Annotated in this window: 11 protein-coding genes; 3 read left to right on the top strand and 8 right to left on the bottom strand. The window is 73.0% G+C overall.

What is annotated here, in order from left to right; all coding sequences use genetic code 11:
- Positions 1–259 precede the first annotated feature (259 nt).
- Positions 260–1,483: a TOMM precursor leader peptide-binding protein gene (locus CCN35_RS22370; protein ID WP_086794077.1), complete on the top strand. Its 1,224-nt coding sequence runs from the start codon at positions 260–262 to the stop codon at positions 1,481–1,483.
- Positions 1,476–2,864 (top strand): ABC1 kinase family protein, encoded by a 1,389-nt coding sequence (locus CCN35_RS22365; RefSeq protein WP_067391653.1) that lies wholly within the window; start codon positions 1,476–1,478, stop codon positions 2,862–2,864. The genes CCN35_RS22370 and CCN35_RS22365 overlap by 8 nt, the downstream gene beginning before the upstream one ends.
- 35 nt (positions 2,865–2,899) lie before the next feature.
- On the opposite strand, the gene CCN35_RS22360 is transcribed toward CCN35_RS22365, so the two are convergent.
- The 5 genes from CCN35_RS22360 to CCN35_RS22340 all read right to left on the bottom strand — a co-directional run bounded on the left by CCN35_RS22360 (position 2,900) and on the right by CCN35_RS22340 (position 6,846).
- The gene (locus CCN35_RS22360; protein ID WP_067391656.1) at positions 2,900–3,118 is read right to left on the bottom strand and encodes a hypothetical protein; all 219 of its coding nucleotides are present in this window, start codon (positions 3,116–3,118) and stop codon (positions 2,900–2,902) included.
- Between the two features lie 145 nt (positions 3,119–3,263).
- A complete protein-coding gene (locus CCN35_RS22355) occupies positions 3,264–3,590 on the bottom strand; it encodes a hypothetical protein (protein ID WP_067391659.1) in 327 nt (108 codons plus the stop codon).
- Positions 3,587–3,946: a WhiB family transcriptional regulator gene (locus CCN35_RS22350; protein ID WP_067391663.1), complete on the bottom strand. Its 360-nt coding sequence runs from the start codon at positions 3,944–3,946 to the stop codon at positions 3,587–3,589. The genes CCN35_RS22355 and CCN35_RS22350 overlap by 4 nt, the downstream gene beginning before the upstream one ends.
- Before the next feature lie 175 nt (positions 3,947–4,121).
- Positions 4,122–4,442: a hypothetical protein gene (locus CCN35_RS22345; RefSeq protein WP_079129619.1), complete on the bottom strand. Its 321-nt coding sequence runs from the start codon at positions 4,440–4,442 to the stop codon at positions 4,122–4,124.
- 169 nt (positions 4,443–4,611) lie between these two features.
- A complete protein-coding gene (locus CCN35_RS22340; protein WP_086794074.1) occupies positions 4,612–6,846 on the bottom strand; it encodes an ATP-dependent DNA helicase UvrD2 in 2,235 nt (744 codons plus the stop codon).
- Positions 6,847–7,122: 276 nt separating this feature from the next.
- On the opposite strand from CCN35_RS22340, the gene CCN35_RS22335 reads away from it, so the two are divergent.
- Complete coding sequence (locus CCN35_RS22335; protein WP_067391669.1) at positions 7,123–7,365, top strand: mycoredoxin; 243 nt, start codon at positions 7,123–7,125, stop codon at positions 7,363–7,365.
- Between the two features lie 274 nt (positions 7,366–7,639).
- Here the strand turns inward: CCN35_RS22335 and nudC are convergent, their stop codons facing one another.
- The 3 genes from nudC to CCN35_RS22320 all read right to left on the bottom strand — a co-directional run bounded on the left by nudC (position 7,640) and on the right by CCN35_RS22320 (position 13,648).
- Complete coding sequence (gene nudC, locus CCN35_RS22330) at positions 7,640–8,584, bottom strand: NAD(+) diphosphatase (protein WP_169721383.1); 945 nt, start codon at positions 8,582–8,584, stop codon at positions 7,640–7,642.
- Positions 8,585–8,738: 154 nt separating this feature from the next.
- Positions 8,739–10,142 (bottom strand): dipeptidase, encoded by a 1,404-nt coding sequence (locus CCN35_RS22325; protein WP_086794072.1) that lies wholly within the window; start codon positions 10,140–10,142, stop codon positions 8,739–8,741.
- Positions 10,139–13,648 carry an ATP-dependent helicase gene (locus tag CCN35_RS22320; protein ID WP_086794070.1) on the bottom strand — a complete coding sequence of 1,170 codons (3,510 nt, stop codon included), beginning with the start codon at positions 13,646–13,648 and terminating at the stop codon, positions 10,139–10,141. The genes CCN35_RS22325 and CCN35_RS22320 overlap by 4 nt, the downstream gene beginning before the upstream one ends.
- Positions 13,649–13,780 lie beyond the last annotated feature (132 nt).

Raw genomic sequence — 13,780 nt, 5'->3', positions numbered from 1 at the left:
CGCCCGTCTCCCAAGGGCCGGGTGGCAGGGCCGGCCCGCCGCGCCGGGGCCGTCCCGGCGCGGCGGGCCGGCGGACACGCCTCGACGTCACCGGGTGCGGATGCGGGACGCCCCGGGTCCGGAGCGGTTCCTCACCGACCCTTCACCCGACGTCCTGCTTGTACGACGAACATCCCCAACCTGTGGACAACTTTCCGCACCCGTCGGCGGAAGCGGGCATGCTGGCCCTCGCTTCGTTCTTCGGGCTACGGGGGCTCGCATGCATCCGATGGTGAAACCCGCGCTCAGGCGCGGCTGGCGTGATCTCAACACCGTGCAGTTCGGGATGACACCGGCGCACGCGCTGACCCTGGGCCCGGTGGACACCGCTACGGGCAGCTTCCTGAACCTGCTCAACGGCACGCGCGGACTGCCCCTTCTGCGCGAGGAGGGGCGGCGCATGGACCTGCCCGACGGCCATGTGGACCGCCTGGTGGAGCGGCTGGCCCGGGCGGGGCTCCTCGACGACGCCCGGGGCGGCGGCACCGAGGCGGACGCGCTGCGGGAGCAGAAGGAGGTCATGGACCGGCTGGCGCCCGATCTGGCCTCGCTCTCCCTGGTCACGCGCGAGCCGGGCGCGGCGATCGGGCGTCTGGCGGCCCGGCGCGGCCTGCGCGTGCAGGTCCGGGGCGCGGGCCGGGTGGGTGCCGCGCTGGCCGCGCTGCTGTCCGGCGCGGGGGTCGGCGAGGTCGACGTGCGCGACGGCGGCCGTGTGGAGCCGTGGGACGTCGCCCCGGGCGGGCTGCCCGCCGAGGCCGTCGGCGAGCGCCGGGACGCCGCGGCACGGCGGGCCGTGTGCCGGGCCGCGCCCGGCCGTCCGGTCCGGCGCTCCCCTCGGGGGCCGGCCGGGCAGGACGCCTCCGCCGGGCAGGGCTTCTCCCTGGTGGTCCTCGCCCCGCGGGACGACGTCGCCGTGCACGCACCCGACCCGGCCCAGACCGCTCCTCTCGTCGAGTCCGGCATTCCCCATCTCCACGCCGGGGTGGTGGAGGGCACGGGTGTCGTGGGTCCGCTCGTCCTGCCCGGCGAGACGAGCTGCGCCGGCTGTCTGCAACTGAACCGCACGGACCGGGACCCGGCCTGGCCGCGTCTGGTGGCGCAGTGGCGTTCGGGAGGACCGCGCCCGGTACGCCCCTGTGACGTATCTCTCGCCACGACGGTGGCCGCCCTGGCGGCCGGGCACGCCCTGGCCTTCCTGGACGGGGCGTTGCCCTCCAGCGCGGGCGCCCGCTGGGAGGTGTCCCTGCCGGGGCTGACCTGGCGGGAGCGGCCGTTGCCGCCGCATCCCGCCTGCCCGTGCGAGGCCGCGGGGAAAACCGAGGGGGAGCAGCCCTCGGGGGACAGGGCGGCACGCGGGACAATGGCTGGGCACGGGCCGTCATCGACGCCTTGCCGTGAGGCGGACGCGGCGCGGCTTGCTGGGACTTGGAGGGCTCATGTCTGATCTTCCCCGGAAGGCGGTCACCCGGACCGCCAAGCTCGCCGCGCTCCCGCTCGGTTTCGCCGGGAGAGCGACCTGGGGCCTCGGCAAACGGATCGTCGGCGAGTCCGCCGAACTCGTCGGCCGCGAGCTGCAGCAGCGCACGGCCGAGCAGCTGTTCAAGGTGCTCGGCGAGCTCAAGGGCGGGGCGATGAAGTTCGGGCAGGCGCTGTCCGTCTTCGAGTCGGCGCTGCCCGAGGAGATCGCCGGGCCCTACCGGGCCGCGCTGACCAGGCTCCAGGAGGCCGCGCCGCCGATGCCGACCCGCACCGTGCACGCCGTGCTGGAGGAGCGGCTCGGTGCGAACTGGCGTGAACTGTTCGAGGAGTTCGAGGACAAGCCGGCCGCGGCGGCCTCCGTCGGGCAGGTGCACCGGGCGGTGTGGCACGACGGCCGCGAGGTGGCGGTCAAGGTCCAGTACCCGGGCGCCGGCGAGGCCCTGCTGTCCGATCTGAACCAATTGAGCAGATTCGCCCGGCTGCTGGGGCCGCTGATCCCCGGGATGGACATCAAGCCGCTGATCGCCGAACTCAAGGACCGGGTCTCCGAGGAGCTGGACTACGGCCTGGAGGCACAGGCCCAGCAGACGCACGCCGAGGAGTTCGAGGGCGACCCGGACGTCGTGGTCCCCGCGGTCGTCCATCAGCGTGAACAGGTCCTGGTCACCGAATGGATGGACGGCGTCCCGCTGTCCGAGGTGATCGCGGACGGCACCAGGGAGCAGCGCGACCGCGCCGGACAGCTGCTGGCCCGTTTCCTGTTCTCGGGCCCGGCCCGCACCGGCCTGCTGCACGCCGACCCGCATCCCGGAAACTTCCGTCTCCTGCCCGGCGGACCCGGCGGCGAGGACGACTGGCGGCTGGGCGTCCTGGACTTCGGCACCGTCGACCGGCTCCCCGGAGGGCTGCCGGTGCCCATAGGCCAGTCCCTGCGCATGGCGCTGGACGGAGAGGCGGAAGCGGTCTACCGGATGCTGTGCGCGGAGGGCTTCGTCAAGGAGTCCATCGAGCTGGACCCCGACGCCGTCCTCGACTATCTGCTGCCGATCATCGAGCCGGCCCGGGTGGAGGAGTTCACCTTCACCCGTGACTGGATGCGCAGCCAGGCGGTCCGGATCGCCGACCCCCGCTCCCCCGCCTACCAGCTGGGCAAGCAGCTCAACCTGCCGCCGGCGTATCTGCTGATACACCGCGTCACGCTCAGCACGATCGGAGTGCTGTGCCAGCTGGGGGCGACGGTGCGGCTGAGGGAGGAGCTGGAGCAGTGGCTGCCCGGCTTCACCGCCGACGCCGCCGGCCCGGACGGCGGGGACACGGAGGCCGGGCGGACGGCCGCCGAGGCCTGAGCGCGGACGGGACCTGTCACCGGGCAGGACGGGACCTACCACCAGGCCGAGTCGAGCCGGCCCTCGATCGCACGGAGGTTCTTCCGGGAGCAGGCGTCGCAGAAGTAGCGCCGTACGCCGCCTTCCACGGAGCAGGTCCAGGTGGGCCGCGGGCCGTCGGCCGGGGTGCCGCAGCGCGAGCACTTCCAGGCGGGACGTTCCGGGCCGGTGTCGCCGTGGCCCGTCCCTTCGGAAAGATCGGAAAGACTCGTCACCCGGCGACGATACCTCCGGACCGCGGCACGGCGGGCGCAACGCACCGCGGGGGCCGGTCCGTTCGTCCGGACCGGCCCCCGCGGGGAGAGTCGGCGGCCTCCCGGGCGGGAGGCCGTCACCGGGCGGTGCACGCCGTGCGGCCGGCTACTGCTGCATCACCGCCATGGCGAGCGCACGGCGGGCGCGCAGCGAGACGCGCTCGGCGCGGCGCTGCAACCGGCGGGCAGCAGCCAGGCGCGCGGCCGGGCGTTGCCGCTCCGCCTCGCGCAACCGCTCATGCATATGCGCACGGGCCAGGGCTTCTGGGATGAGTTGCATCTCTCGGGTCCTGTTCTGGCGCGAGGCGTTCGCGCCGGTGGTGGTGACGTCTTCGGTCGCGGAACCTGAGGGTTCACGGGTGGACGGTTTCATCGGGGCCTGCTTCTGGGGGTCGCGCGTGAGAGGACGGTCGATCGTTCCCGGGGTGCTCATGACGTGACCGGGTTCTTGCGCGGGCGGCCACGGGGCCGCTTCCGGGCGACGACGACACCCTGGACGAACAGTTCTCCACCCCAGACGCCCCAGGGCTCACGCCGCTCCTTGGCCCCGGCGAGGCAGGCCTCGATCAGCGGGCAGGTGCGGCAGAGGGACTTGGCGTACTCCACGTCCGCCGGCGACTCGGCGAAGAAGACCTCCGGGTCGTAGGTACGGCACGGAACGGGTACGTCGAGCTTCTCGATGGCGTCGTCGAGCGCGGTGAGCGCGGTCAATGCAGGGTCCTCCGTGAGACCGGTTTTGGGGATCGTGCCGGAAGGTGGTGCGGACGGGGCGTGCGCTTCGAGTTGCACGGTTCGTCTTCCTCGTCTGGTCGGACCGGCCGGTAGGCCGGATGTCGGCTGGGTACCGCGTTCTTCACTTGTCCCAAGGCGCCTTGTGCTCCGCTCTCCCCGTTCGGGGAAAACAGAAGGGCCGCGGATCCCGGATGGGGTTCCGCGGCCCTGAAGGCGCCGGCCTGATCAGAGATCAGGATGGATCACTCCAGGGTTTTGGCCCACGGAAGGCCCACATCAGGTGGTGCTGCGTCGTCTGCTTCCGGTTTTCGGCACCGGTCGCCGCAAAGGCATAGGCCTGCGCCTGCGCCGATACTGCTCCCAGTGCCTTGGTCGGTCGCTCGTCACGCTCACGGACGGAAAGGCCCGCGAGAGCCGCAAAGGACGCCGGGCGAATGGCGGGCACGCCGGACACACCGGTGCCCTGGTGCGAGACGCCGAGCATGCACGGGGAGGCAACCGAGCGATCGGCCATTTTGACGCTGCTGAAGGAGCTGCTCTTGATGCTGATCACTGGAATCGCCTCCTCTCGACGTCTCGAAGGACTGGGATGAACCAGCCCATGTGGACGGATGCACAAGTACAACACGGAATCGGGGCCTCAGGAAGGCCACCGTTCCCGTGTCCAAGAACCTATGGGGCTTGACGGGGCGCGCGCAAACTATTTTCCCGACGAGTTCGCATCAGTTCTGGCCCGTTTCTGTCCCAGGCTTCTGACCTGCGCAGATGGCCAGAACATCCGCGCCGTACCGGCGCAGCTTGCGCATCCCGACCCCGGGGATGCGTGCCAGCTCGTACTCGTCGTCCGGAACGGACTCGGCGATCGCCATCAGGGTCTTGTCGGTGAAGACGCAGAAGGCGGGCTGTCCGCTGCGCCCGGCCTGCTCCGCCCGCCACTCGCGCAGCCGCTCGTACAGGCCCTCGTCCATGTCGGAGGGACAGTCCTCGCAGCGCATCAGCTTCAGCTCGCCGCCGCCGGTGAGGGTGCGTCCGCAGACCCGGCACCGGGCGGGGGCGCGCCGGGTGCGCCGCGGAACGGACGACCCCGCGGTCCCCATGGGGTCCGCGGCCTCCGCGGCCCCGGCGGTCGCGGCGAAGCCCCGCTCGATGCCCCCGAAGACGCCGGGCAGGCCCCGGCCCGCGGGGCCGGCCGAGCCCGGCCGCAGCCCGTCGAGAAAGCGGCTCGGGCGGCGGTGGGGACGGCCGCCGGGCGAACGGGACAGCGCCCAGGAGACGTACAGCTGCTCACGGGCGCGGGTGACACCGACGTAGAGGAGGCGGCGCTCCTCCTCGATCTGTTCGTCGGTCCGGGCGTAGGTGATCGGGATCATGCCCTCGGTGACCCCGACCAGGAAGACCACGTCCCACTCCAGGCCCTTGGCGGAGTGCAGCGAGGCGAGGGTGACGCCCTGGACGGTGGGGGCGTGCTGGGTGTTCGCCCGCTCGTCGAGCTCGGCCACGAGGTCGCTCAGGGTGGCGTCCGGCCGGGCGGCGGCGAAGTCCTGGGCCAGATGGGCCAGGGCGGCCAGTGACTCCCAGCGCTCCCTGACCGCGCCGGAGCCGGCCGGCGGCTGCGGGGTCCAGTCCTCCGCGGACAGCACGGCACGCACCTGGGAGGGCAGGTCGACGGCGTCGTCGAGAAGGGAGTCGTTGCCGCCGAAGCGGGCGGCGCCGCGCAGCGCGATCACCGCCTTGCGCACCTCGGGCCGGTCGAAGAAGCGTTCCGCGCCGCGCAGCTGGTAGGGCACCCCGAGGTCGGCGAGCGCCTGCTCGTAGGTCTCGGACTGGGAGTTGGTGCGGAACAGGACGGCGATCCCGCTCGCCGGGACGCCGGAGGCGACGAGCTCCTGGATGCGGCGGGCGGCGCCCTCGGCCTCGGCGGGCTCGTCGGTGTACTCGGTGTAGACGGGGTCGGGGCCCGGGGCGCGCTGGGAGACCAGTTCCAGCCGGTGGTCGGCGGCCCGGCCGCGGGCCTGGGCGAGCAGCCCGTTGGCGAGGTGGACGATCTGCGGGGTGGAACGGTAGTCGCGGACCAGCTTGACGACGGTGGCTCCGGGGTGCCGTGCGCGGAAGTCGAGCAGATAGTCCGGGGTCGCCCCCGTGAACGAGTAGATCGTCTGGCTGGCGTCACCGACCACGCACAGGCTGTCCCGTTCGCCCAGCCACAGCTCCAGCAGGCGCTGCTGGAGCGGGTTGACGTCCTGGTACTCGTCCACCACGAAGTGCTGGTACTGGGCACGGACCTGTTCCGCCACGTCGTGCCGCTCCTGCAGGATGGCGACGGTCAGCAGCAGGACGTCCTCGAAGTCGATGACGGAGCGGTCCTGCTTGAGGTCCTCGTAGAGGGAGTACAGCCGGGCGATCTCGGCCGGGTCGCGGGGGGTCTCACGGCCGGCCTTCGCGGCGGCGAGGCCGTAGTCGGCCGGGACGGTCTGGGTGACCTTGGCCCACTCGATCTCCGCGGTGACGTCCCGCAGCTCGCCCCGGTCCAGACGGATCCCGCAGGCGGCGGCCGCGTCCGCGACGAGCTGGATCTTGCGGTCGACGAGCCGGGGCATGGCGCCGCCGATCACTTTCGGCCAGAAGTACTGCAGCTGACGCAGGGCGGCCGAGTGAAAGGTGCGGGCCTGCACCCCGTGCGCGCCGAGCTGGCGCAGCCGGCCGCGCATCTCGCCGGCCGCCCGGTTGGTGAAGGTGACGGCGAGCACGCTGGAGGGCTGGTAGATCCCCGCCCGTACCCCGTAGGCGATGCGGTGGGTGATCGCGCGGGTCTTGCCGGTGCCGGCACCCGCCAGGACGCACATCGGCCCGCGCAGACAGGTGGCCACCTCGCGCTGCTCCGGGTCGAGCCCGTCGAGCACCGCGTCGGCGGAGTCCGGGATCGGCGAAAAGAGCGGGGAGTGCGTTGCTGCTGTCACACAGCCATGCTGCCAGGTCGCGGGAGACGGACGAGCCGGTTGTCCACAGGCGGGCCCTCGCAGTCACACTGATGCGACCGATACGACAGATGCGATGAACGAGACCGATACGACGAACAGGGCGAATAAGGCATGTGCGGCAGCGGGCGCGGCAGACATGACATATGTCATGCCCGTGCCGGTCCTGGATACCCCCGGCGGGAATGCCGGGCCGATGGCGTACGTTTCCTCAGTGCTGTTCCCAAGTCCTCAACCTGCCGAAGGAGCGCACGAGACATGCCGGGCACTGTGACGATGTACAGCACCACGTGGTGCGGGTACTGCCGTCGGCTCAAGAGCCAGATGGACCGCGAGGGCATCGCCTACACCGAGATCAACATCGAGCAGGACCCGGAGTCCGCGGCCTTCGTCGAGAAGGCGAACGGCGGGAACCAGACCGTTCCCACTCTGCTGTTCGAGGACGGCACGACCCTGACCAACCCGTCGCTGGCGCAGGTCAAGCAGAAGCTCGGCGTCTGATCCGACGCGTCTCGCCCATGCGCGGAAGGCGGCTTCCCGGGGCCCGGGAAGCCGCCTTCTCGTCGTCCTGTGGGCTCCCCCGGCTTGCCCCCTCGGTTTTCCCGGTTTCCCGGCTTCCCGGCTCTTCCGGTTTCGGGACCCTCCCGGTTCTCCCCGCCGTTTCCTCCGTTCCGCTCCGCTTGCCCTCGCTCGCCCGTTCCGCCGCCCGTCCCCCGCCCCGTTCCGCCCGTCCGCTCGTCCTCGTCCGGGGCCACGGCGCTCTCGGCGCCCCGGCTCAGACGGCGGTCCGGGTCGGCAGCGGCTTGCCGTACCAGATCTCGATGAGGCGGGCCGCGATGGAGATGCCGTAGGGGGGCAGGACCTCGCCGGAGTCGAAGGCCGCGCACAACTCCTCGCGGGAGAACCAGCGGGCCTCGTGTATCTCGTCGCCGTCGACGGTGATGTCGGTCGAGGTGGCCCGGGCCATGAAGCCCAGCATCAGGCTGGACGGGAACGGCCAGGGCTGGCTGGCGACGTACTCGACCCGGCCGATGGTGACGCCGACCTCCTCGTGGACCTCGCGGCGCACCGCCTGCTCGACGGACTCCCCGGGCTCGACGAAACCGGCGAGCGTGGAGAAGCGGCCCTCGGGCCAGTGCACCTGACGGCCGAGCAGGATGCGGTCCTCCTCGTCGGTGACGGCCATGATCACCGCGGGGTCGGTGCGCGGGTAGTGCTCGGCGCCGCAGGCCGGGCAGCGGCGGATGTGGCCGGCCGCGGCGATCACGGTGCGCTTGCCGCAGCGGGAGCAGAAGCGGTGCAGCCGCTGCCAGTTCTCCAGGGCCACCGCGTGCACCATCAGGCCCGCGTCACGCGGGGACAGCAGCAGGCCGGCCTCGCGCAGGCCGGCCGGGCGGGCGGACTGGTCCATGCGGCCGGGCAGGGAGTCCTTCTGCAGGGCGAAGTAGCTGACGCCGTCCTCGTCGGTGCCCAGGAAGTAGCGGTGCGCCTCGGTGGGAGGGGCCTCGAAGGTGGGGGTCATGACGAGCACGGTCCGCCCGTCGGGCGTCTCGTCGATCAGGACCTGGCCGCCGGAGACCACGAAGCAGCGCGTGGAGGGGTGGCTCCACGCCGCGGCCAGCCAGGCCTCGTCGAGCCGGTGGTGGGCGGCCCGGTCGATGCCGCTGGGCGCGGTGAGCGAGATGGGTCGGTCGGCGGTGTGATCGGTCCAGGTGGTCACGAGTGCTTCCCATTCCCCCGGTGCAACGGTTGTTTCGGCTGTGGTTCAGCAGGACGCGCGACAGGAGACGTCCGCGTGCGGCGGGGCCTGGAGCTGCGCGGCGGCCTTTCCAGTGTGCTCCCGGCCCAAGGGCGCCCCTGCCGGTGGCCGCCCGTCAGGGCGCACCACGCCAGTGCTCCGCCAGGTCGTCCCACAGGTACGCGCTGGTCTCGACGCCCTTGAACAGAAGGTCGAGCTCGACCTTCTCGTTCGGCGCGTGCCAGCCGTCGGACGGGATGGAGATGCCCAGGAAGAGCACGGGCGCGCCGAGCACCTCCTGAAGGTCGGCGGCCGGACCCGAGCCGCCCTCGCGCGTGAAGCGGACGGGTGTGCCGAAGGCCCGGCTCATGGCGCGGACCACGGACTGCAGGGCCGGGTGGTCCAGGGGCGTCAGGCACGGGCGCGTGGCCGCACCGAAGGTGATCTCGGAGCGGATCCCCGCGGGCACCTGCTCGGCGGCCCAGGCGCGCACGGCCTTCTCCACATGGTCGGGGTCCTGGCCGGCGACCAGGCGGAACGACAGCTTGACCACCGCGCCGGCCGGGATGATCGTCTTGCTGCCGGGGCCCTGGTAGCCGCCGCCGATGCCGTTGACCTCGGCGGTGGGGCGGGCCCAGATGCGCTCCAGGGTGGTGTACCCGGCCTCGCCGTGGGTGGCGTACGACTTGGCCGTGCGCAGCCACTGCTCCTCGTCGAAGGGAAGTTCGGCGAAGAGTTCGCGCTCGCGGTCGGTGAGCTCCACGACGCCGTCGTAGAAGCCGGGGATCGCCACGCGTGCGTGCTCGTCGTGCAGGGCGGCGACCAGACGGGCGGCGGCGGTCGCCGGGTTGGGCACCGCGCCGCCGAAGGAGCCGGAGTGGATGTCCTGGTCGGGCCCGTACAGACGGATCTCGCACTCGGCGAGCCCCCGCATTCCGGTGCACACCGTGGGTGTGTCCGCGGACCACATGCCGGTGTCGGAGACGATCACGGCGTCGGCGGCCAGGCGGTCCGCACGGCTCTCGACGAGCGCCCTGAAGTGCGGGGAGCCGGACTCCTCCTCGCCCTCGATCAGGAGTTTGAGGTGGACCGCCGGGGCGGTGCGGCCGGTGGCGGCGAGGTGGGCGCGGACGCCGAGTGTGTGGAAGAACACCTGGCCCTTGTCGTCGGCCGCCCCGCGCGCGTAGAGGCGGCCCTCGCGGACGACGGGCTCGAAGGGCTCGCTGTCCCAGCCGTCCTCGCGGGCGGCGGGCTGGACGTCGTGGTGTCCGTAGACGAGGACCGTCGGGGCGTCGGGGTCGTCGGAGCGCCACTCGGCGAAAACGGCCGGGGCGCCCGGGGTCTGCCAGATCTCGACGGTGGTGAAACCGGTCTCCCGCAGCTTGCCGGCGAGCCAGTCGGCGCTGCGGCGCACATCGGACGCGTGCTCGGGCTGGGCCGACACGGAGGGGATGCGCAGCCACTCGACGAGGTCGTCGAGGAAGGCGGCGCGGTGCTGTGCGATGTACGTACGGACGGCGTTGTCCGGGGTCTGGCTCATGCCTCCGAGCCTATCGGGCCCGCGGAGGCATCCCGTTCGGGCGGTTCGTCACCTTGTGGCCCGGGCCGCGGCTCCTGGAGCAGCAGCCTCTCCAGCTCCGCCCGGCCGGGCAGGTCGTCGTACCGCACGACCTCACCGGTGCGTACGTACACGAACGCGGCGGTGACGCGCTCCAGGGGGATGCCGTGCTGCTCGGCCCAGGCCAGCCGGTACACCGCGAGCTGGAGCGGGTCGGCGGTGGGAGAGCGGTTGGTCTTCCAGTCCACGATCTCGTACGTCGCCGTGTCCCCGTCACCCTCCTTGTAGACGGCGTCGATGCGGCCCCGGACGACCCGGCCGGCGAGGGCGAGCTGGAAGGGCGCCTCGACGCGATGGGGCGTGCGGTGCGCGTACTCGGTGCGCTCGAAGGCCGCCTTGAGGGCCTCCAGGTCGCGTTCGTCGTCGATCTCGGCGTCGCCGCCGGGCAGCTCCTCGGGCTCCAGCATGGGCAGCGTCAGCTCCTCGAAGCGGGACTCGACCCAGGCGTGGAAGCGGGTGCCACGGCGCGCGGCGGGTTGCGGGGGGCGCGGCATGGGGCGTGCGAGCTCCCGCGCGAACCCCTCGGGGTCGGACGCCAGGTGCAGCAGCTGCGAGGCGGTCAGGGTCGTCGGCAGGGGAACGTCGGTGACGCCCTGCCGGGCGTGGCGCAGCTCCGCGGTGAGCGCGTCGAGGTCGCGGTCCCAGGAGGCGACGAGGCGGGCCTCCTCCGGGGTGAGGGGCTCGGGCCCGGCCTCGGACGCGACGGCGTGTCCACCGGGCCGGGGCTGTCCGGGCGGCGGGGCGGAGTGCGGTTCGGGCGCACTCGCCTGGTGCGGGACCGTCGGGCGCTCGCCGCTCCAGGAGTCCCAGTCGCCGAGGTCCTCCTCGACGGGGGCGTCCTCCTCGAAGGTCTCGAGGGGCTCGAAGGGGGTGCCGTCCCCGAGGGGGACGTCCTCGTCGTGGAGCGGTGCGTCGTCCTCCGGGGGCGGGGGCCACTCCGGGTCGTCGGAGGCGTCCGGACGGTGGACGGCCGTCGGCCGGCAATCCGGCCGGGCGGCGAGCCTCTCCAGGTGGTCCAGGACGATCGCGGCGGCCTCGCGGCGGCGGGCCAGCGCGGCCTCGTCCAGGGGCAGGGGCCATGCCTGGCCGGCGGCGGCCCGGTGCAGGGTCGGGTTCTCCTCGTCCTTTCCGGGCGCCTCCGCCCAGACCTCGATCTCGCCCCCTCCGGCGACGCAGTGGTCGTGGAGGGCCTGCAGGAAGGCGGACGGGCCGCGCGGCTTCTTCTGGCGGGGACCCCACCAGTGGCCGGAGCCCAGCAGCAGGGAGCGGGGGCGGGTGAAGGTGACGTAGCCGAGGCGCAGCTCCTCGGTGTACTGGTGGTCCTTCATGGCCTCGTGGAAGGCCTTCATCCCCCGCGCGTCCCAGCTGTCGACGTCGGGGAGGGTGCCGGCGTCGCCGCGCAGGGCGTGCGGCAGGACCCTGCTCTGGCTGGTCCACTTCTCGCGGCCCTGCGCGCTGGGGAAGGTGCCGGCGACCAGGCCGGGAACGGCGACCACGTCCCACTCCAGGCCCTTGGACTTGTGCGCGGTGAGCACCTTGACGGTGTTCTCGCCACCGGGCAGCGCGTTGTCGAGGCCCTTCTCGTACTGGGCGGCGGTGCGCAGGAAGCCGAGGAAGGCCAGCAGCGACGCCTCGCTCTCGCTGGCGGCGAAGGAGGCGGCGATGTCCAGGAAGTTCGACAGGGTCTCGCGGCGGCGGGCGGCCAGCGCGTGCGGGGAGGCCGACAGCTCCACGTCCAGGCCGGTGACGGCGAGGATGCGGTGCAGGACGTCCATGAGCGGGTCGGCCAGGGAGCGGCGCAGGTCGCGCAGCTCGGCGGCGAGCCGGGCGAACCGCACGCGCGCCTCCGGGGAGAACGGCAGCCCGTCGTCGTCCCCGCCGCCGTGCAGGGGGGTTTCGAGGAAGGTGTCGAGGGCGTCCGCGAGCGAGATCGTCTCGGCCGGGTCGACGCCCTCGACGGCCCCGGCGAGCCGGCTGTCGGGGTCGTCTGCGGCGTCCGTGCGGGTGTGGGCGACGAGCAGTCTCGCCCTGCGGCCGAGGAGCGCGAGGTCGCGCGGGCCGATGCGCCAGCGCGGTCCGGTCAGCAGCCGTACCAGGGAGGCGTTGGCGCCGGGGTCCTGCAGGACCTCGCAGACGGCGACCAGGTCGGCGACCTCGGGCAGGTGCAGCAGCCCGGACAGGCCGACGACCTCGACCGGGACGTCACGGGCGACCAGGGCGCCCTGGATCTCGGCGAAGTCGTTGGCCGTACGGCACAGCACGGCGATCTCGCCCGGTTCCTTCCCCGTCCGCACCAGGTGGGCGATGGAGTCGGCGATCCACTCGATCTCCTCGGCGTGGGTGGGCAGCAGCGCGCAGCGCACCAGGCCGTCGCGCTCGGCGCCGGGGGCGGGGCGCAGGGCCTCCACTCCCTCGTGCATGGCGCGCAGGGGCGCGGCGAGGCCGTTGGCGAGGTCCAGGAGACGTCCGCCGCTGCGGCGGTTCTCGCTGAGGGCCTGGCGGACGGCGGGGCGGCCGTCGGCGCGGGGGAAGTGCTCGGGGAAGTCGTCGAGGTTGGCGACGGAGGCGCCGCGCCAGCCGTAGATGGCCTGGCAGGGGTCGCCGACGGCGGTCACGGGGTGGCCCGTGCCGTTGCCGAAGAGGCCGGCCAGCAGGACGCGCTGGGCGACCGAGGTGTCCTGGTACTCGTCGAGGAGGACCACCCGGAACTCCTCGCGCAGGATGCGCCCCACCTCGGGCAGCCGGGCGAGCCGGGCGGCCAGGGCGATCTGGTCGCCGAAGTCGAGCAGGTCGCGCTCGCGCTTGGCGGCCCGGTAGCGGAGGACCAGGTCGGCCAGTTCACGGCGGGCGGCGGCCGTCTCGGGGACCTTGCGCAGATCGGCGTTGGTGAGCTTGACGCCCTCCAGGGTGTGCAGCAGCCCGGTGTCCCACGCGCGCAGCTCCTCGGGGCTCACGAGGTGTTCGGAGAGCTCGGCGTCGAGGGCGAGGAGGTCGCCGACCAGGTCCGGGAAGGAGCGGGTCAGCGCCGGGTACGGGCCGGGGGCCTCGCGCAGGACGCGTGCGGCGAGCTGGTAGCGGGTGGCGTCGGCGAGGAGCCGGGTGGTGGGTTCGAGGCCGATGCGCAGTCCGTGGTCGGTCAGCAGACGGCCGGCGAAGGCGTGATAGGTGGAGATCACCGGTTCGCCCGGGGGGTTGTCCGGGTCGATGACGTCGGGGTCGGTGACACCGGCCTTGACCAGCGCCTTGCGGACGCGGTCGGCGAGCTCGCCGGCGGCCTTGTTGGTGAAGGTNNTGGTCTTGCCGGACCCGGCGCCGGCCACGATCACCTGCGGAGCGAGCGGCGCGGTGATGCAGGCCGTCTGCTCCGGGGTGAACGGGATCCCGAGGAGCTCCTTGAGCTGCTCGGGATCGGTGATACGGGCGGGCACCCACCAGAGGCTAGCGGCGGACGCGGACAGCGCGTGCCGCGGCGTCCCCCGGACCGGCGAAAACGCAGGCCGGCGCCGGCGGGTGCCGTTCGTCACGCGGGCCGCTCCACGACCTGCTCGACCCGCCCGGCC

The sequence above is a fragment of the Streptomyces thermovulgaris genome (genome assembly GCF_002155915.1).
GTDB lineage: Bacteria > Actinomycetota > Actinomycetes > Streptomycetales > Streptomycetaceae > Streptomyces > Streptomyces thermovulgaris.
This window is presented reverse-complemented; position numbering and strand designations above follow the sequence as displayed.

Excerpts from the sequence above, each read along its gene's own strand:
- CCN35_RS22335 (WP_067391669.1), top strand. The coding sequence starts at position 7,123 with ATGCCGGGCACTGTGACGATGTACAGCACCACGTGGTGCGGGTACTGC.
- CCN35_RS22365 (WP_067391653.1), top strand. The coding sequence starts at position 1,476 with ATGTCTGATCTTCCCCGGAAGGCGGTCACCCGGACCGCCAAGCTCGCC.
- CCN35_RS22325 (WP_086794072.1), bottom strand. The coding sequence starts at position 10,142 with ATGAGCCAGACCCCGGACAACGCCGTCCGTACGTACATCGCACAGCAC.
- CCN35_RS22370 (WP_086794077.1), top strand. The coding sequence starts at position 260 with ATGCATCCGATGGTGAAACCCGCGCTCAGGCGCGGCTGGCGTGATCTC.
- CCN35_RS22355 (WP_067391659.1), bottom strand. The coding sequence starts at position 3,590 with ATGAGCACCCCGGGAACGATCGACCGTCCTCTCACGCGCGACCCCCAG.